Origin of the sequence: Streptomyces sp. ISL-43, assembly GCF_018614195.1 — a bacterium.
In the GTDB taxonomy this organism is placed as follows: domain Bacteria; phylum Actinomycetota; class Actinomycetes; order Streptomycetales; family Streptomycetaceae; genus Streptomyces.
In genome coordinates this window covers 64,839-82,682 of record NZ_JAGGOT010000018.1, presented here as the reverse complement: position 1 = coordinate 82,682, position 17,844 = coordinate 64,839, and the positions used below count along the sequence as shown (strand labels likewise).

Annotated in this window: 14 protein-coding genes and 1 pseudogene; 9 read left to right on the top strand and 6 right to left on the bottom strand. The window is 72.6% G+C overall.

Features of this window, described 5'->3' with window-relative positions:
• Positions 1-45 precede the first annotated feature (45 nt).
• The 4 genes from J7F03_RS11110 (at position 46) to J7F03_RS11095 (ending at position 5,422) form a co-directional block, all read left to right on the top strand.
• Positions 46-1,323 (top strand): S8 family peptidase, encoded by a 1,278-nt coding sequence (locus J7F03_RS11110; RefSeq protein WP_251071738.1) that lies wholly within the window; start codon positions 46-48, stop codon positions 1,321-1,323.
• A 351-nt stretch (positions 1,324-1,674) separates the two neighbouring features.
• Complete coding sequence (locus J7F03_RS11105) at positions 1,675-2,967, top strand: hypothetical protein (RefSeq protein WP_214948549.1); 1,293 nt, start codon at positions 1,675-1,677, stop codon at positions 2,965-2,967.
• A gap of 158 nt (positions 2,968-3,125) precedes the next feature.
• Positions 3,126-4,145 carry a WxL protein peptidoglycan domain-containing protein gene (locus J7F03_RS11100; protein WP_214948548.1) on the top strand — a complete coding sequence of 340 codons (1,020 nt, stop codon included), beginning with the start codon at positions 3,126-3,128 and terminating at the stop codon, positions 4,143-4,145.
• A 62-nt stretch (positions 4,146-4,207) separates the two neighbouring features.
• Positions 4,208-5,422 carry a hypothetical protein gene (locus tag J7F03_RS11095; RefSeq protein ID WP_214948547.1) on the top strand — a complete coding sequence of 405 codons (1,215 nt, stop codon included), beginning with the start codon at positions 4,208-4,210 and terminating at the stop codon, positions 5,420-5,422.
• Positions 5,423-5,592: 170 nt separating this feature from the next.
• Here J7F03_RS11095 and J7F03_RS11090 read toward each other — a convergent pair whose 3' ends face one another.
• From J7F03_RS11090 to iolC, 4 genes are read right to left on the bottom strand one after another with little or no spacing between them, the layout of a single operon-like run.
• Positions 5,593-7,092: a CoA-acylating methylmalonate-semialdehyde dehydrogenase gene (locus J7F03_RS11090; protein ID WP_214948546.1), complete on the bottom strand. Its 1,500-nt coding sequence runs from the start codon at positions 7,090-7,092 to the stop codon at positions 5,593-5,595.
• Between the two features lie 11 nt (positions 7,093-7,103).
• Positions 7,104-8,978 carry a 3D-(3,5/4)-trihydroxycyclohexane-1,2-dione acylhydrolase (decyclizing) gene (gene iolD / locus J7F03_RS11085; RefSeq protein ID WP_214948545.1) on the bottom strand — a complete coding sequence of 625 codons (1,875 nt, stop codon included), beginning with the start codon at positions 8,976-8,978 and terminating at the stop codon, positions 7,104-7,106.
• Positions 8,975-9,961: a 5-deoxy-glucuronate isomerase gene (gene iolB, locus J7F03_RS11080; RefSeq protein WP_214948563.1), complete on the bottom strand. Its 987-nt coding sequence runs from the start codon at positions 9,959-9,961 to the stop codon at positions 8,975-8,977. The genes iolD and iolB overlap by 4 nt, the downstream gene beginning before the upstream one ends.
• Before the next feature lie 7 nt (positions 9,962-9,968).
• Complete coding sequence (gene iolC, locus J7F03_RS11075; protein ID WP_214948544.1) at positions 9,969-10,979, bottom strand: 5-dehydro-2-deoxygluconokinase; 1,011 nt, start codon at positions 10,977-10,979, stop codon at positions 9,969-9,971.
• A 65-nt stretch (positions 10,980-11,044) separates the two neighbouring features.
• Here iolC and J7F03_RS11070 point away from each other — a divergent pair, with 65 nt between their 5' ends.
• From J7F03_RS11070 to J7F03_RS11060, 3 genes are all read left to right on the top strand, one after another.
• Entirely contained in the window at positions 11,045-11,959 is a 915-nt protein-coding gene (locus J7F03_RS11070; protein WP_214948543.1) for a sugar phosphate isomerase/epimerase, read from the top strand.
• A 54-nt stretch (positions 11,960-12,013) separates the two neighbouring features.
• On the top strand, positions 12,014-13,027 hold the full coding sequence (locus J7F03_RS11065) for a Gfo/Idh/MocA family protein (RefSeq protein ID WP_214948542.1): 1,014 nt from the start codon (positions 12,014-12,016) through the stop codon (positions 13,025-13,027).
• A 267-nt stretch (positions 13,028-13,294) separates the two neighbouring features.
• Positions 13,295-13,495, top strand: coding sequence for an AlpA family transcriptional regulator (locus tag J7F03_RS11060; RefSeq protein WP_214948541.1), 201 nt, complete (start codon positions 13,295-13,297; stop codon positions 13,493-13,495).
• A gap of 115 nt (positions 13,496-13,610) precedes the next feature.
• On the opposite strand, the gene J7F03_RS11055 is transcribed toward J7F03_RS11060, so the two are convergent.
• Entirely contained in the window at positions 13,611-15,854 is a 2,244-nt protein-coding gene (locus J7F03_RS11055) for an MMPL family transporter (RefSeq protein WP_214948540.1), read from the bottom strand.
• 131 nt (positions 15,855-15,985) lie between these two features.
• Here J7F03_RS11055 and J7F03_RS11050 point away from each other — a divergent pair, with 131 nt between their 5' ends.
• Positions 15,986-16,696, top strand: coding sequence for a TetR/AcrR family transcriptional regulator (locus J7F03_RS11050; RefSeq protein WP_214948539.1), 711 nt, complete (start codon positions 15,986-15,988; stop codon positions 16,694-16,696).
• Positions 16,697-16,709: 13 nt separating this feature from the next.
• Here J7F03_RS11050 and J7F03_RS11045 read toward each other — a convergent pair.
• A pseudogene (locus J7F03_RS11045) lies at positions 16,710-17,316 on the bottom strand (cation:proton antiporter); the annotation flags it as partial.
• 282 nt (positions 17,317-17,598) lie between these two features.
• Here J7F03_RS11045 and J7F03_RS11040 point away from each other — a divergent pair.
• Positions 17,599-17,832: a heavy-metal-associated domain-containing protein gene (locus tag J7F03_RS11040; RefSeq protein WP_214948538.1), complete on the top strand. Its 234-nt coding sequence runs from the start codon at positions 17,599-17,601 to the stop codon at positions 17,830-17,832.
• Positions 17,833-17,844: the final 12 nt, after the last annotated feature.

Genomic DNA, 17,844 nt, shown 5'->3' with positions numbered 1-17,844 from the left:
GCACCCTCCGCGCGGCCGGCCCGCGCCTCGCCGAGCATCGGCCGCATGACCGCATTCACCGCGCTGCTCCCGGCCGCCGCCCTGCTGGCGGTGGCCACCGCCCTGCCGCCGTACGCCGCCGAAGCCACAGCCGCCACCGTCGAAGTCACGGCCGAGGCGACCGCCGACGCCGCCGACGCCACCGCCCCCTACGTCGTCGTCCTCGAGGACCAGGTCTCCCGCGCCTCCGCACGCGCCGCCACCCGCGTCCTCGCCGCCGAGGCCGAGGCGTCCGGCGACCGCGTCGGGACCGTCTACGACACCGCCTTGAACGGCTTCGCCGTCCGCACCACCGCCGCCCGCGCCGCCGAACTCGCCGCAGATCCGCGGGTGGCCTCCGTGGAGCCCGACGCGACGTTCCTGATCAACGGCGCCCGGACCGCCGACGCCCCGACCGGCGCCGCCGACTCGCAGCCCCTGCTCCAGGCGTCCGCGCCCTGGTCCCTGGACCGGCTCGACCAGCGCGAACTCCCGCTCGACGGCTCGTACGCGTACCCGACCACGGCGCAGGGGGTCACCGCTTACATCATCGACAGCGGGATCAACACCCTGCACCAGGAGTTCGGCGGCCGGGCCCGCTGGGGCGCCAACGCGGTGTTCCTGGAGGGCGCCACGGACTGCAACGGCCACGGCACGCACGTCGCGGGAACGGTCGGCGGGGCCTCCTACGGGGTCGCCAAGGGTGTTTCGCTCGTCGCCGTGAAGGTCGCGAACTGCCGTGGGGAGGCGCGGCTGTCGGCGATCACGGCCGGTGTCGACTGGATGGTGAAGGACTCCCTCAAGTACCCCGCGACCCCGGCCGTGGCGAACATGAGCCTGGGCGGCGGCTACAGCTTCGCCCTGAACCGGGCCGTGACGCGGGCGGTCGCCGCCGGGATCACTTTCGCCGTGGCCGCCGGCAACTCCGCCGAGAACGCCTGCACCGGCTCCCCGTCCGGCGTCCCGCAGGCGCTCACGGTGGGCGCGACCGACGCCGAGGACCGGAGGCCCTCCTTCTCCAACTACGGCCCCTGCGTGGACCTCTCCGCCCCGGGCGTCGCCGTCACCTCGGCCTGGAAGGGCTCCGCCACGGCCACCGCACGGGCCTCCGGCACCTCGATGGCGGCCCCGCACGTGGCGGGCGCCGCCGCGATGGTCCTCGCGCAGGGCCTGGCGGCCGGCGGCCCGCGCAGGACTCCGGCACAGGTGGCCGAAATCCTCCTACGGGACTCCGTGCGGGACCGGATCACGGCCCTGCCTGCCGGTACTCCCAACCTGCTGCTCCACGTCCCGACCGAGAGGTAGCCGTAGGAGGATCCCCGCCGGCGGTGCCCGTCCGTCGGCGGGAGACGGCGCGAGACGGCGGGAGACGGCCCCGCCCGGCACCCGCCCGGCCGGTGCCAAAGCCCAGCTCAGAGCCGGAGCGGACCCCTCCGGCGAACCCACCCGCCCCACCCGCACAACCCACCGGCCGGTCGGTATCCGGCGCACTGCGCCACCCGGCCTGATGGCACATCAATTTCTGTGTGCTTCGGGCGAAAGCAAGTCATTGACTTCTCATCACCGCGACGCGTCAATGTCGGCCACCGCACCGGCTCGGCCTCCCCCACACAGCGGGTGGGGGGAGGGTTCGTATGACGAAGGAGTCGCGACCCAGTGAGTACAACGTTTCGACGAAGAGTTCTGGCCGGGACGGGCGCCTTGTCCCTTGCCCTGACGGGCGCCGTGGTGGGCCTGTCGGGCACCGCGCAGGCCGCGACCAAGACGACGCCCGTCCAGATGGACTGCGTCGCACCGCCGCCCCAGGCCGGCGCCTCGGGCATCCAGCCCTACACGATCACGCTGCCCGACGGCGCCAAGGCCGGCGACGTGGTCCCGATCACCATCGACCCGGGTGCGAGCCCGGTCATCCCGGGCTTCTCCGTCACGACGGTGAACACCTCCAAGATCACCCTCGCGGTCGGGTCGACCCTGCAGACGGTCGTCAGCCCGCCCGAGACGGTCACCGTGGTCGCGGGACAGCCGCTCGACCCCTCCGCCTTCTCCGGCACCATCAAGATCCCGGACGGCACCGAGGGCACCACGGTCAACGTCGCCCTCGACCTGTCGGTGACCGACGCGAACCTCGGCGGCTCGGTCTTCACCACCACCTGCACCCCGAACCCGCGCCCGAGTGCCTCCCTCGGCTCGGTCGCCGTCGAGGCCCTGCCCAAGGACCCGATCACCACCAAGCTGACTCCCAACAGCGGCAAGGCCGGCACGCCGGTCACCGTCACGGGCGCCAACTTCCCGGCCGGCGCGGTCACCTGCTCCGCGCTCAAGGGCGGCGTCGCCACGGGTGAGACCGGCTCCGGCACGGCCACCGCGGCCGGCGTCGCCACGTGCAGCATCACCATCAACGTGGACACCGACCAGATCAAGATCGACGGGGCCATCGCCCCGTACAAGGACTTCGTCTTCGTCAAGGACCAGCCCGGTGTGAAGAACCCGGTCGACGTCGAGGTCCTGCCCGGTCCGCTGGCCATCGGCCCGCAGGCCGGCAACCCGGCCGTCAGCTTCGGCAAGGTCACCATCAACGGCAAGCCCCAGTCGGTCGTGGGCCAGTTCACCGCGATGGCCGTCCAGGACTTCCGCGGCGGGACCCTCGGCTGGGACGTCTCGGCGACCCGTACGCCGTTCCTGAACGAGGTCACCGGTCACTCGATGACCAAGGCGCAGATCGGCATCCAGCCGACCTGCAGGGTGACCAACGCCGACAGCCCGAGCACCTGCTCCGCCGGTGCGCCGGGTGCGATCTCCGACACCCCGATGAAGATCGCCTCCCAGAGCGCGGGCGGCGAGAACCTGACCGGTGGCGAGTTCGAGGTCGGCGGCGCCGGAATGATCCAGCTCCCGCCGTTCATGTTCGCGGACACCTACCAGTCGGTCGTCACGTTCTCGATCGCCTGACCGCACGGCCCCGCTCCGACCCGGGTGGTGCGGCGCTCCGGCGCCGCACCACCCTTCCGCGCACCACCCTTCCGCGCACCACCCTTCCGCGCACCACCCTTCCGCGCACCACCCCCGGCGCTCCCCCCTCCCCGTCCGGCCCGACTGGAGAACCGCCCATGCGCACCCGCACCCTCCTCCTCGGCCTGCTCCTCGGCCTCGCCGCCCTGCTGCTCCCGGCCCTCCCCGCGACGGCCGCGGACAACGGCACCTGGGGGGTCTTCCCGACCCCGCCCGCCGGTGCGGCGATGACCGACCGCGCGTACTTCTTCCACCAGGGCTCGGCCGGCACCACCGTCAGCGACAGCGCGACGATCGTGAACTCCTCCGACAAGGAGCTGACGTTCCAGATATTCGCCACCGACGCCGTGAACACCCCGGTGGGCGGCGCCTTCGCGCTGCTGCCGGTCGAGACGAAGCCCAAGGACGTCGGCACCTGGATCGCGCTGCCTCCCGAGACGAAGACGACGGTGACGGTGCCGCCGAAGGGCCGCAAGGACCTCCCGTTCTCCGTGAAGGTCCCGGCGGACGCGACGCCCGGCGACCACGTGGGCGGGATCGTCGCCCTCAACACCGCCGTGGAAGGCATCCAGGAGGAGGGCAAGGTCAAGGTCGGGGTGAAGCGCCAGGTCGGCGCCCGGCTCTACTTCCGGGTGCCGGGGCCGGTGACTCCCGGGCTGAGCGTGGAGGACGTCAAGGTCAGCCGGCCGGCGCCGCTGCTGCCCTGGGTCAAGGACGCCCGCGCCAAGATCTCGTACTCCCTGGTCAACCGGGGCAACGTGGTCGTCGAGCCGAAGGTGGCGGTCTCCGCCGAGGGCCTGTTCGGCCGACGGGTGCTGGACCGGCCGGCCCGCGAGCTGAAGCTGGTGCTGCTGCCGGGCCAGCGGATCGAGCTGACCGAGGACTGGGCGGACGCACCGCAGTCGGACTGGGTCACCGTCGACATCACCGCCGGCGCCTCGGCCTACCCGGACCTCGTCTCCGTCTCCGATACGGAGTTCCTCGCCGTGCCGTGGCCTGCGCTGGGCGCGCTCCTGGTGCTGGCAGGCGCCGGCATCACCGTCTGGGTGCTGCGCCGACGACGCCGGACCGGCCCCGAACAGCCGGAAGAAGCCCAAGACTTGGCTGAAGTGCGCTGACCGGCAAGGGTGTCCCCAGGTGACGGCATTCGACCATCGCCGCTACGGGGGAGGCACCGCCCATGGAACGACAGCACGGCGAAGAAGGTCCCGGCCGGCCGGCCCTCGGGCAAGACCCCGCAGGCCGGCCGCAGGACCCCGCCGGCCACGGGATCGGGCTGCTGACCCTCATCGAGCGGACCCTGGGCACGGGGACCGCCGCCTACCTGCCCGGCGACGGCTGGATCCGGCTGACGCTCCCGCTCGACGACGCCGGCCCGGCCCCGGTCACGGTGGACGTGGTCGCGGACACGCGGCGGGCGCCGCGCGGGATCGCGTACCTCCTGCCGGGCGGCGGACTGAACTTTTGCGCCGACTTCTTCACGCCGGACGACCGGAACCTCGCCCACCGGCTGCGCCGCGAGGGCCTGCTCGTCGTCGGCGTCACCCCGCGCGAGGACGCTGCGGCGGCGGCCGACATCGGCGCCGACCGGGGGCTCGCGGCGCACCGCCGGGATCTCGCCGGGGTCGTGGCGGCATTGGACGGCGCACTCGGGCTGCCGTACCAGTACGCCGGGCACTCCGCCGGAGCCGCCCTCGCCCTGGACGCGGCCGCCCACGACCGCTCGCCGCGCCTGGACAGGGTGGTGGTCCTGGACACGACCGGGCCGTACGAAGGCGACCTGGCCGTACGGGCGGCCGGAACCCGGGACGCGTACGAAGCCCAGCTCGCGCGGGGCGCGTACGCCGCGGACCCCGGTCTGGCGTCGCTGATCGCCCGGGCCGTCACCGAACCCGAGGCCCCCTCCCCGGTCCCCTGGCCCCCGGACCCCGCGCTCCGCTTCACCAACGCCGGGCTCGCGCATTTCGCGCTGGTCCGCACCAGCGCACTGCCCGGCCCCGCGAACTGGATCTACACCCAGGGCCACAGCGCCGGCTCCTACACCTTCGGAGCGACCCCGGCCGAGGACCGCTTCAGCCTGACCCACACCTCGCTCGCCACCTGGCACGCGGCCACCTCCGCCCTCGGCAGCGGGCTGGTCCCGACCGCGCTGATGCGGGATCTGGCCGCGATCTGGGCGGGCGACGAGAAGACGTACGCGATCCACTGGGAGCGGATCGACGCCGAAGTGGTGTGGATCAACACCGAGCTGGGGCGCGGCGACCACTCGCGCGGCGCGCGGCTGATCCTGGCGGGCGGCAACGAGCGGGTCGGCTTCACCGTCGTCCCCGGCTACGGCCACGGCGACGCGGTGTGGTCGGCGACGGCGGCGGCGGACGTCTGGTCGCTGCTCTAGGGCTGTGACCGGCGCCGGTCCGGGCGGACACGGAAGACGGAAGGCGGAAACGGCTCGCCCCCCGCGGTGAGGGTTGCGGGGGGCGAGTGTCTTCAGCGGTCCCGGGGCACGGCCGGTCCCGCGGGCCTACGGGGCGTGCGGTCCTACGGGCCTACGGGGCGTGCGCCCGGTCAGTGGTTCCGGGGGAAGCCGAGGTCCACGCCCGCCGGGGCGTCCGACGGGTCGGGCCAGCGGGTCGTGACGACCTTGCCCCGCGTGTAGAAGTGGATGCCGTCGTTGCCGTAGATGTGGTGGTCGCCGAAGAGCGAGTCCTTCCAGCCACCGAAGGAGTGGTAGCCCACCGGCACCGGGATCGGCACGTTGACGCCGACCATGCCCGCCTCGATCTCCAGCTGGAAGCGGCGGGCGGCGCCGCCGTCGCGGGTGAAGATGGCGGTGCCGTTGCCGAACGGCGAGGCGTTGATGAGCGCCACGCCCTCCTCGTAGGTCTCGGCGCGCAGCACGCACAGCACGGGGCCGAAGATCTCGTCGCGGTAGGCGTCGGAGTCGGTCTTGACGTGGTCCAGCAGCGAGAGCCCGATCCAGTGGCCGTTCTCGTTGCCCTCCACCGTGTAGCCGGTGCCGTCCAGGACCACGTCGGCGCCCTGCGCGGCCGCGCCCTTCACGTACGAGGCGACCTTGTCGCGGTGGGCCGCGGTGATCAGCGGGCCCATCTCGGAGGTCGGGTCGTTGCCGGGGCCGATCTTGATCTTCTCGGCGCGCTCGCGGATCTTCTCCACGAGCGTGTCGGCGATCGCGCCGACGGCCACGACGGCCGAGATGGCCATGCAGCGCTCGCCGGCCGATCCGTAGGCGGCCGAGACGGCGGCGTCGGCGGCCGCGTCAAGGTCGGCGTCGGGCAGCACCAGCATGTGGTTCTTGGCGCCGCCCAGGGCCTGTACGCGCTTGCCGTTGGCGGAGGCGGTGGTGTGGATGTGGCGGGCGATCGGGGTCGAGCCCACGAAGGAGACGGCCGCGATGTCGGGGTGCGCGAGCAGGGCGTCGACGGCGACCTTGTCACCGTGGACGACGTTCAGCACGCCCGCCGGCAGACCGGCCTCGGTGGCCAGCTGGGCGAGCTTGTTGGCGGCCGACGGGTCCTTCTCGCTCGGCTTGAGGATGAAGGTGTTGCCGCAGGCCACGGCCAGCGGGAACATCCACATCGGCACCATCGCCGGGAAGTTGAACGGGGTGATGCCCGCGACCACGCCGATGGGCTGGCGGATCGAGGAGACGTCGACGCGGTTCGAGACGGACGTCGACAGCTCGCCCTTGAGCTGCACGGTGATCCCGCAGGCCAGCTCGACGATCTCCAGGCCGCGGGCGACCTCGCCCAGCGCGTCCGAGTGCACCTTGCCGTGCTCGGCGGTGATCAGCTCGGCGATCGCGTCGCGGTTGGCGTCCAGCAGGGCGCGGTAGGCGAACAGCACCTTGGTGCGGGCGGCCAGCGAGGACTGGCCCCAGGACAGGAACGCCTCCTTGGCGACCTGTACGGCGGCGTCCACCTCGTCGGCGGACGCGAGGGCGACCTGCGTCGTGACCTCGCCGGTGGCCGGGTCGGTGACCGGGCCGTAGTTGCCCGAAGCGCCCTCGACGGTCTTGCCACCGATCCAGTGGTTGACGGTCTTCATGCCTTGCTCCTTCACAGATGGCGACGTCGATGCGCGGCTTGCCGGTCGTACTCTTCGCGGGCTTTCACCGCCGACACACGGGTGGCGGTCTCGGCCACAGGAACATCCCACCACGCCTGTGCCGGGGGTGGGCCCGACACAGTGTCGGGTGTTCGGGTCTGTGCGTAGACACATGTGGGACGGTCCGCAGCTCGTGCCTCGGCGAGGGCTTTTCGCAGGTCACCAACGGTGTGGGCGCGAATTACGGCCATCCCGAGGGAGGCGGCGTTGGCCGCCAGGTCCAGTGGCAGCGGAGGGCCGCTGTACGAACCGTCCACCGCCCGGAAGCGGTACGCGGTCCCGAAGCCCTCGCCGCCCACCGCGTCCGAAAGGCCGCCGATGGAGGCGTATCCGTGGTTGTCGAGGATCACCACCTTGATCGGGATCCGCTCCTGCACGGCGGTGACGATCTCGGTCGGGTTCATGAGGTACGTCCCGTCGCCGACCAGGGCCCACACCGGGCGGCCGGGCGCGGCGAGGGCGGTGCCGATCGCGGCGGGGATCTCGTAGCCCATGCAGGAGTAGCCGTATTCGACGTGGTACTGGTCGACGGAGCGGGCCCGCCAGAGCTTGTGCAGGTCTCCGGGGAGCGAGCCGGCGGCGTTGATCAGGATGTCGTCGCCGTCGACCAAGGCGTCGAGCAGCCCCAGCACCTGTGCCTGGGTCGGGACGGCGTCCTCGTCGGGAGCCGCGCAGGCCTGGTCGGCCAGCCGCTCCCACGCGCTCTTCCCTTCTTTGTACGCCGCCTCGTACGGGGGGTCCACCCGGTACCCGGTGACCTCGGCCCGGAGCTCTTCCAGGCCCGCACGCGCATCGCAGACCAAGGGGCGGGCGGCGAGCTTGTGGGCGTCGTACGGGTCCAGGTTGAGTCCGACGAACCGCACGTCCGGGTGCCGGAAGAGCGTCGCGGATGCGGTGGTGAAGTCGGTGAGCCGGGTCCCGGCGGCGATCACCAGATCGGCCTCGCGGGCCAGGCGGGCCGCGGTGGCCGTGCCCGTGTGCCCGATCCCGCCCACGTCGGCGGGGTGGTCCCACGACAGGACCCCCTTGCCCGCCTGCGTGACCGCCACCGGAATCCCGGTGGCCCGCGCGAACTCCGCCAGCGCCGCCTGCGCCCCGCTGTGCCGGATCCCGCCGCCGGCGATGATCAGCGGCCGGGCGGAGCCCCGTACGGCCTCGGCCGCGCGCGCGAGCTCCGTACGGTCGGGCCGGGGCCGGCGTACACCCCACACGCGCTGGGCGAAGAACTCCTCCGGCCAGTCGTACGCCTCGGCCTGCACGTCCTGCGGCAGCGCGAGGGTGACGGCGCCGGTCTGCACGGGGTCGGTGAGGACCCGCACGGCCTGGAGGGCGGCGGGGATCAGCGCCTCGGGGCGGGTGATCCGGTCGAAGTGGCGGGAGACGGGGCGCAGGGTGTCGTTGACGGAGACGTCCCCCGCGTAGGGGACTTCGAGCTGCTGGAGCACGGGGTCGGCGGGCCGGGTGGCGAAGGCGTCCCCGGGCAGCAGGAGCACCGGGATCCGGTTCACGGTGGCGAGGGCGGCCCCGGTGACGAGGTTGGTGGCGCCGGGCCCGATGGAGGTGGTGACGGCGTGCGCGGACAGCCGCCCGCTCTGCCGTGCGTACCCGACGGCGGCGTGCACCATGGCCTGCTCGTTGCGCCCTTGCAGGAAGGGCATCTCCTCCCGCCCGGTCTCCAGCAGGGCCTGCCCGATCCCGGCGACGTTCCCGTGCCCGAAGATCCCCCAGGTGGCGGCGATCAGCCGCTGCCGGTGTCCGTCGCGCTCGGTGTACTGGCGGGCGAGGAAGCGGACGAGGGCCTGGGCGACGGTGAGCCTGATCGTCATACGGGGTCCTCCGCGCGGTAGAAGGGCAGCCGGGGGTCGGTGTCCTGGCCGGCCCAGGTGGAGCGGATCCAGCCGTGATCGGGGTGATCGCTGATCAGCCACTCCCGGGTCCGGTCGGGCCCCGCCATGACGTTGAGGTAGTACATGTCGTGTCCGGGCGCGGCGATGGACGGGCCGTGCCAGCCGTCCGGGATGAGCACGGTGTCCCCGGTCCTCACCTCGGTGAGGATGTCGGTCTTCCCGGCCGGGGAGGGGCTGACACGCTGATATCCCAGTCCGGGCGTTTCTCCGTGGCCGCGGATCTCGTAGTGGTAGATCTCCTCCAGCCGGGATTCCTCACCGGGCCGGTGCTCGTCGTGCTTGTGGGGCGGGTACGAGGACCAGTTCCCGCCGGGTGTCAGCACCTCGACGGCGATGAGCCGGTCGCACGCGAAGGCGGCGGCGGCGGCGAAGTTGTTGACCTGACGGGAGCACTGCCCGGCGCCCCTGAGTTCCACCGGGACCTGTCGGGCGGGCCCGTACCGGGCGGGCAGTCGCCGCTCGCACCGCGCCCCGGCGAGCGCGAAGCGTCCCCCTCCGGGGGAGGTGATCTCGGCGTGTCCGTCCCGGGGCAGGTAGGCGAAATCGGTGACGGCGTCGAACACCCCGGTCCGCCCGTGCAGTTCGAAGACTTGCGGTCCGCTGCTGGGGGTGCTGCCCCCAGACCCCCGTGCCTCGAACGCCGGCGGGGCCGGATCGTCGCTGACGCCGCCGGACGGCCCGGCGGCCGGGGCGGATCCCCATCTCCTCAGCCCCGCCGGTGTTTGAGGCGCGGGTCCGGGCAGAGCCCGGTTTCGGGAAGGGGCGGGGTGGGGGAAAGGCTCCGTGCAGCGGACCGCGCAGGCACCTGCCAGCGGGAGCACGATCCACTCCGACTCCCCGCACGTGTGCGCGTACACCTCTCCCGGTTCGAGGTCGAGCACGAGCAGTCCCGTCCACTCCATCGCCCACTCAGACACCACCGGCACGGCCCAGCACCTCCTCCACCTCGTGCCCGAACGGCATCGCCGTCGAGCACGCCAGCCGTGACGCCACGATCGCCCCGGCCGCGTTCGCGTAGCGGATCGTCCGCCCCAACTCCCATCCCGCGAGCAGTCCGTGGCACAGGGCCCCGCCGAACGCGTCCCCCGCCCCGAGCCCGTTGACGACCGTCACCGGCACCGGCGCTTCCTGCACCACCGTCCCGTCGCGGTGGACGGCCAGTACCCCCTGCGGGCCGCGCTTCACCACCGCCAGCTCCACCCCGGCCGCGAGCAGGGCCCGCGCGGCCGCGTACGGCTCGGTCTCGCCGGTGGCGATCGCGCACTCCTCGGCGTTGCCCACGGCCACCGTGGCGAGCCCGAGGGCCCGCCGGTACCACTCGCCCGGCCCCGCGGCCCGGTCCCCGGCCCCGGCCCCGGCCCCGGCCCCGTCCCCGTCCGCGGAGGGCCACAGCATCGGCCGCCAGTCCAGGTCGAACACCGTGGTCCCGGCCTTCGCGCGCGCCTCCAGCGCGGCCAGCGTGGCCGTGCGGCTCGGCTCCGCGCTGAGCCCCGTACCGGTCATCCAGAACACCCGGGCCGCCCGGACCGCGTCGAGGTCCAGCTCCGCCGCGCCGATCTCCAGGTCCGGGGCCTTGGGGTAGCGGTAGAAGTACAGCGGGAAGTCGTCCGGCGGGAAGATCTCGCAGAAGGTCACCGGCGTCGGGTAGGCCGCCACCTCCCCCACCCACCGGTCGTCCACCCCGAATCCGCGCAGCTCCGAGCGGAGGTACGCCCCGAAGGGATCCGCGCCGGTCCGGGTGATCAACGCCGTCCGCCGCCCCAGCCGGGCCGCCGCGACCGCCACGTTGGCGGGGGAACCGCCCAGGAACTTCCCGAAGGTGTCGGCCTCCCCGAGCGGTACGCCCGTCTTCAAGGGGTAGAGATCCACCCCGATGCGCCCCATCGTGATCAGGTCGAACGCCACCGGATCCGTAGCCATCACCACACCTTCCTGCCGACCGCACGCTCCCCGTCCCTTTGAGCCTCGCACTTTAAGGTGGCCGCATGACGTCCTCACCGCCCGCGTTGACCCGTATCCGCATCGGTTCGGCTCCGGACTCCTGGGGGGTCTGGTTCCCCGACGACCCGGCGCAGACCCCGTGGGAGCGGTTCCTCGACGAGGTCGCGGACGCCGGGTACGAGTGGATCGAGCTCGGGCCGTACGGCTACCTCCCCACCGATCCCGCCCGGCTGGCCGACGAGGTGGCCAAGCGCGGCCTGCGGGTTTCGGCCGGAACCGTCTTCACCGGACTCCATCACGGGCCCGCCGTATGGGAGGACACCTGGAAGCACGTGTCGCGGATCGCGGAACTCACCCGCGCCATGGGCGCGGCGCACCTCGTCGTGATCCCGTCCTTCTGGCGGGACGACAAGACCGGCGAGGTACTGGAGGACCGCACGCTCACGCCCGCAGCCTGGCGTGAACTCGCCACGCAGACCGAGCGGCTGGGGCGGCAGGTCCAGGACCGGTACGGGCTGCGGATCGTCGTCCACCCGCACGCCGACACGCACATCGACACTCCGGAGAACGTCGCCCGCTTCCTCGACGCGACGGATCCGGCGCTCGTCTCCCTCTGCCTGGACACCGGGCACTACGCGTACTGCGGCGGCGACAGCGTCCAGGCCATCGAGACCTTCGCGGAGCGGATCGGCTACCTGCACCTCAAGCAGGTGGATCCCCGGATCCTCGCCGAAGTCGTCGCGGGCCAGGTGCCCTTCGGGCCGGCCGTGGCCCGCGGGGTGATGTGCGAGCCGCCGGCGGGGGTGCCCGCGCTGGAACCGGTACTGGCGGCCGCACAGCGGCTCGGCGTGGACCTGTTCGCGATCGTGGAGCAGGACATGTACCCGTGCCCGCCCGACCGTCCGCTGCCGATCGCCCGCCGCACCCGCGCCTATCTGCGCTCCTGCGGCGCCCGCTGACCGAACCCCCGCCGACCCGAAGCCACGCCGGCCGAACCCCACGGAGGAACAGACATGACCAGCACGCTCGGCATCGCCGTCATCGGCACCGGGAAGATGGGCTCCGACCACGTCCGCCGGTTCGGGCGGACGGTGGGCGGGGCCCGGGTGGTGGCCGTGGCCGACCCGGACGGGGACCGGGTCAAGGAGGTCGCGGCCAGGCTGGAGGGGGCGAGCGCGCACACCGATCCGGCGGCCGCGATAGCCGCGCCCGGAGTGGACGCCGTACTGATCGCCTCGCCCGGGCCCGCGCACGAGGAAGCCATCCTGCACGCGCTGGAACGGCGGCTGCCGGTGCTCTGCGAGAAGCCGCTGACCCCGGATCCGGCGGGCGCCCTACGGATCATGGAGGCGGAGGCGCGCCACGGGCACCGGCTCGTCCAGGTGGGCTTCATGCGGCGCTACGACGCCGAGTACGCGCGGCTCAAGGAGCTGCTCGACGCGGGCGGCATCGGGCGGCCGCTCTTCCTGCACTGCCGGCACCGCAACGCCTCCTCGCCGTCCTTCTTCACCAGCGACATGCTGATCAGCGACTCGGTCGTGCACGAGGTGGACGCGGCCCGCTGGCTGCTCGGGCAGGAGATCACCGCCGTGACCGTGCTCTCCCCGACGCCCACCTCCGCAGCCCCCGAGGGGCTGCGCGATCCGCGCCTCGTCCTCATGGAGACCTCGGGCGGCGCCGTCGTGGACGTCGAGATCTTCGTCAACTGCGGTTTCGGCTACCAGGTGCAGTGCGAGGCGGTCGGCGAGTCCGGCAGCGCCCGGATCGGCGACGGCCACGCGATGGTCGTCCAGTCGGCGGGCCGGTGGGGCGGGGAGATCGACCAGGACTTCACGGTGCGGTTCGCCGACGCCTACGACCGCCAGCTCCGGCGCTGGGTCACCGCGGCCGCGCGGGGCCGGGTGGACGGCCCCGACGCGTGGGACGGCTACGCGGCGGCGGCCGTCTCCGAGGCGGGCCTCGCCGCGGCGCGCAGCGGCGTACGGACCCTCGTGGAGCAGGTGGAACGCCCGGGCCTCTACCGCTGAGCCTGACAGGCCCGTCATGCCATATATGGCATTTGGAACGGATGCTGCGCATGCGCCTTGTGTGCCGTGCGTGTCACAGGGGTCGCCGTTGTGTCACGCATATCCGCATTACGCGGGTTTTCCGTCACAGCCGGTCGACAGCCCCTCCCCTGCCTTCACCGTCCGTCGTTCTCCGGGCACAAACCTGAGTGATCGTCAGTGTCCACGCGCCGGCTCCCCCGACGGCCTCCCGGCCGGCCCCGCGGCGTGGACAAGGAGGTGTCGAGGATGAGCGACCGACAACTGTGGTCGTATAAGGAGATCGCCGCTCACATCCGGGTCCAGCCGGACACCGTGCGCTCCTACCGCAAGCACGGGCTGCTGCCGGCCCCCGACCACGTGGAGGGCGGCAAGCCCTACTGGTACACCGACACCATCCGCGCCTGGGTGGCCCGCCGGCCCGGCAACCGGGGACGCCGCGAAGACTGACCCCCGGATTCCGGGCCACGGACGCGACCCTCCCGGGGCCCGTCTCCACAGGCTCCGACCACGCTGTCCGGCCGGCGACTCCCGGCCGGCGGCTCCCGGCCACCGGGCTAGCGGGCTAACGGCTTGCCGCGGGTATCGGCTCCGGCGCTTCGGCCGCCGGCACCGCGGGCTCCCCCTCACTCAGACCGAACCGCTCGTGCGCCCTGCGCAGCGGCGCCGGCGCCCACCAGGTGGCCTTTCCGGTCAGCTTCATGACCGCCGGAACCAGCAGGCTCCGGACGACCATCGCGTCCATCAGCACGGCCAGCGCGATCCCGAGGCCCAGCATCTTGGTGTTGGTCACCCGCGAGCTGCCGATGGCGACCATCACCACGGCCAGGATCACGGCCGCCGCGGTGATCAGACCGCCCGTGCGGGCCAGCCCGGCGCGTACCGCACCCTCGTGGTCCCCGGTCCGGTCGTACTCCTCCTTGATCCGGGATATGAGGAACACCCCGTAGTCCATGGAGAGTCCGAAGGCGATGCAGAACATCAGCACGGGCAAGGTGGTCTCGATGTCGCCCGTGGAGGTGAAGGCGAGCGGTCCGGACAGGTGCCCTTCCTGGAAGACCCACACCACCGCCCCGAACATCGCCGTAAGGCTCAGCGCGTTGAGCAGTACCGCCTGGAGCGGGATCAGCAGGCTGCCGGTGAGCAGGAAGACCAGGAGTAGCGTCGCCGCGACCACGAGGGCCAGGGCCAGGGGCAGCTTCTCGGCTATGGCCTTGCGGGCGTCGACGAGCACCGCCGCCTGTCCGGTCACGGAGGTCTCGAAGGGGGCCTCCACCTTCCTGACCTGGCCGACCAGGTCCTGGGCCCCCTGCCCCACCGCCTCGCCCTCGGTGAGCACCGAGAAGTAGGCGTACGCCTCGCCGGACACCGTGCTCACGGGCCCGTCCACCCTCACCACGCCGGGCAGGGCTTCCACCTCCCGCTTGTAGCCGTCGAGAGCGGCGGCGCCGGACGCGCCCTCGGTCAGTACGGTCAGCGCGCCACCGGGGGCGCCCGCGAAGCCCTCGCGGATCTGCTGCTGCACCACATGCGATTCGGCGGTCTTCGGCAGCTGCCGGTCGTCCACGGTGCCGAACTTCACCCCGAGGAAGGGCAGCCCGAGGAGCAGCAGCCCGGCCGTGGTGGCCAGGGCGAACAGCGGGGCGCGGCGCATCACCAGGGCCGTCAGCCGGGCCCAGCCCCGCCCGCCCCCGCCCCCGGCCGCGGACTCCCGGGCCGGGCCGCCGCGGCGCCACAGCCGCCGCATGTCGAGGGAGTTGACGCGGTTCCCGAGCAGCACCAGCGCGGCGGGCAGCACGATCAGCGCGGCCGCCGCGGCGAGCAGGACCACCGCGACCCCCGCATAGGCGAAGGAGCGCAGGAAGTACATCGGGAAGAAGAGCATGGCCGAGAGGGAGACGGCGACGGTCAGCGCGGAGAACAGCACCGTGCGCCCGGCGGTGCGCAGGGTGGCCCCGACGGCGGCCACCGGGTCGCGCCCGGCGGCCAGCTCCTCGCGGAACCTGCGCACGATGAACAGGGCGTAGTCGACGGCGAGTCCGAGGCCGAGCGCGGTGGTGAGGTTCTGCGCGAAGACGGAGACGTCGGTGAACTCGGTGAGGCCGCGGAGCACGGCATTGGTCCCGATGATGGCCACGATGCCGACACCGAGGGGCAGCAGGGCCGCGACGGCGCTGCCGAAGACGAGGACGAGCAGGACGAGCGTCACCGGCAGGGCGATCAGCTCGGCGCGCAGCAGGTCCTCCTGGATGGTGGTGGTCACCTCGCGCTGGACGGCGGCCGGCCCTCCGAGGGAGACCTTCACCGGGCCGTGCTCACCGCGGTAGTGCGGGGCGATCCGGTCGAGCACGGCATTGACCGCCTTGTCGTCGCCGGGCACCCGGGCGACGACGAGGGCCTGCCTGCCGTCCGTGGAGCGCAGGGCGGGCAGCTGGGTCTGCCAGTAGGAGCCCACGCCGATCACGCCCTGCTCGGCGGCGAGTTCCGCGGACAGCCGCTGCGCCTCGGCGGCGACGGCGGGGTCGTCCACCCCGGCCGGCCCCACCCCGGCTCCCGCGTCGACGAGCAGCAGCAGATTGGACTGGGACCCCGGGAACTCGCGCTCCAGGGCCTCGGCGGCATAGGTGGACCGGGCTCCGGGGTCCTCCCAGCCTCCACTGCCCAGGCGGTCGGCGACGCCGCCGCCCGCGAAGACCGCCAGTGCGGTGACCAGCAGAGCGAGGAGCAGCGAGAGCCTCGGGCGTGCGGTGACGACCCGGGTCCACCGGCCGCCCTCCCCGGCCGACGGCGGTTTTTTGACTTCGGTCATGTCTCGGTGTCCCCTTCACCGTGATTGCCAGGCCACTTAGACTGGCAAACACGAGCAGTCGCTCGCGTTCCCCAAGAATGCGAGCGAGTACTCGCGTTTGTCAATCGCCCACAGGAAGCAAGGGATTGGACATGCGGGAGAGCTCTCGGACCAAGAGCACGGACAAAGCGGGTGAATCAACCCCGGAGGCGGCAGCCGGAACACCGCCCCGCCGCCGCCAGGCCCGCGGCGAGCGCCGGATCGCCCAGCTCCTGGCGGCGGCCGCGGGGGTGTTCTGCCGCACCGGCTACGCCGCCGCCAGCACCAACGCCATCGCCCGCGAGGCCGGCGTGTCCCCGGGCACGCTCTACCAGTTCTTCCCGAACAAGGAGGCCATCGCCGTCGAGCTGGGCGGCCAGCTGCTCCACCGCGCCCACGAGGCACACGGCCAGGCCTTCCTCCCCGAGAACCTCGACCGGCCGCTGCCCGAGCTGCTCGACGCGGTCCTGGACCCGGTCATCGCCTTCAACTGCGAGAACCCGGCCTTCTGGGCACTCATGCACGGTTCCGGCGTCCCCGGGATCACCCAGGAGCACGACGAGCTCCACACCGGAATGCTGACCCGCGTCGAGGAGGTGCTGCGCGCCTGCGTCACACCCGAGACCGCCACCCCGGCCGGCAAGGCCGCCCCCACCACCGCCGAGCTCACCCACGTCGCGCACATGGTGCTCGGCATCGTCAAAACCTCGCTCGAACTCATCCTGGCCAGCGAGGGCGCCGAGCGGGACGCGTACGTCGCGGAGCTGAAGACCGTCCTGCTCCGCTACCTGGACCCGATGATCACCACGCCTCCTCCTCGCTGATCCGCACCCTCGCCCCGGCCCCGTCCTGGACCCCCAGGGTGGTGATCGCCACCACCAGCGGCAGCGCCGTGGAGCCGAACAGGACCAGCGCCGACCGGTCCCGCCGACCCAGGTCCCGGGGGGCCAGCAGCCACATCGGAAGTCCCCGTACGAGGAGGAACAGCAGCAGGAACACCGGCAGCAGCGGCGAAGGCGCCGAGCAGGACGTCGAGGCCGAGCACCTCGGCCAGCGCCAGGAACGCCACGAGCATGAGCATCACCAGCCGTACCGCGAACTGCCCGCTGCTGTGCAGGGTCTTGGCGATGACCCGGGAGAACCAGGGCGGCTTGGGCCGCACCGCCCAGAACACGGCCGCCGCCGTGAGCACCGCGAAGGCGATCAGCAGCGCCGCCGAGCGGCCCGGCGCCCGCCCGCTGAGCAGCAGCGCCATCGCGATGATCGGCCCGAACTCGCCGATCGCGCCCATCGCCATCATCACGGAGCCGAACCGGCTCTGGAGGTCCCCCGCGTCCCGCATGACCGGCAGGATCGTGCCCAGGGCGGTGCTGGTGAGCGCGGTGCCGATGTAGACGCCCTTGTCGAAGCCGCCGTCGGCCAGCAGGACGCCGATCCCGAGCCCCAGCCGGAGCCGGCGCGCGACCCCGTAGGCCAGCAGGGGGCGAGCACGGCGATCGACATGATCAGGATGAGCGTGATCCCCGAGTGCGCCATAGGCGCCATTTACATACGTTTCACGATGATTGCCCACTTCACGGTCTTCTCGCCGAGCGGCACCGTCAAAAGAACCTCGAGGACGCTCGCATCCATACCCCCTAGGGGTATAGTCTTCGGGTGTCGGGAGGACGGTGGAGCAATCCGCCGCCTTCCGGCGCCCGGAAACGCCCTTGAAGAGGAGAACGACATGAGCGCCGACACGGACACCCAGACCACCACCGTCTACCGGGTGACGGGCATGACCTGCGGACACTGCGAGGGTGCGGTGACCAGCGAGCTCTCCGCCCTGGCGGGCGTCAGCTCGGTCAAGGCCGTCGCCGCGACCGGCGAGGTCACCGTGGTCTCGGCCGCCCCGCTCGACGAGGCCGACGTACGCGCCGCCGTCGACGAGGCCGGGTACGAGCTCGCCGGCCAGGTCTGATCACCACCCTCT

Excerpts from the sequence above, each read along its gene's own strand:
- J7F03_RS11070 (WP_214948543.1), top strand. The coding sequence starts at position 11,045 with ATGACGTCCTCACCGCCCGCGTTGACCCGTATCCGCATCGGTTCGGCT.
- iolB (WP_214948563.1), bottom strand. The coding sequence starts at position 9,961 with ATGGAGTGGACGGGACTGCTCGTGCTCGACCTCGAACCGGGAGAGGTG.
- J7F03_RS11055 (WP_214948540.1), bottom strand. The coding sequence starts at position 15,854 with ATGACCGAAGTCAAAAAACCGCCGTCGGCCGGGGAGGGCGGCCGGTGG.
- J7F03_RS11090 (WP_214948546.1), bottom strand. The coding sequence starts at position 7,092 with ATGAAGACCGTCAACCACTGGATCGGTGGCAAGACCGTCGAGGGCGCT.
- J7F03_RS11060 (WP_214948541.1), top strand. The coding sequence starts at position 13,295 with ATGAGCGACCGACAACTGTGGTCGTATAAGGAGATCGCCGCTCACATC.
- J7F03_RS11040 (WP_214948538.1), top strand. The coding sequence starts at position 17,599 with ATGAGCGCCGACACGGACACCCAGACCACCACCGTCTACCGGGTGACG.
- J7F03_RS11095 (WP_214948547.1), top strand. The coding sequence starts at position 4,208 with ATGGAACGACAGCACGGCGAAGAAGGTCCCGGCCGGCCGGCCCTCGGG.
- J7F03_RS11100 (WP_214948548.1), top strand. The coding sequence starts at position 3,126 with ATGCGCACCCGCACCCTCCTCCTCGGCCTGCTCCTCGGCCTCGCCGCC.
- iolC (WP_214948544.1), bottom strand. The coding sequence starts at position 10,979 with ATGGCTACGGATCCGGTGGCGTTCGACCTGATCACGATGGGGCGCATC.
- J7F03_RS11065 (WP_214948542.1), top strand. The coding sequence starts at position 12,014 with ATGACCAGCACGCTCGGCATCGCCGTCATCGGCACCGGGAAGATGGGC.
- J7F03_RS11050 (WP_214948539.1), top strand. The coding sequence starts at position 15,986 with ATGCGGGAGAGCTCTCGGACCAAGAGCACGGACAAAGCGGGTGAATCA.
- J7F03_RS11110 (WP_251071738.1), top strand. The coding sequence starts at position 46 with ATGACCGCATTCACCGCGCTGCTCCCGGCCGCCGCCCTGCTGGCGGTG.
- iolD (WP_214948545.1), bottom strand. The coding sequence starts at position 8,978 with ATGACGATCAGGCTCACCGTCGCCCAGGCCCTCGTCCGCTTCCTCGCC.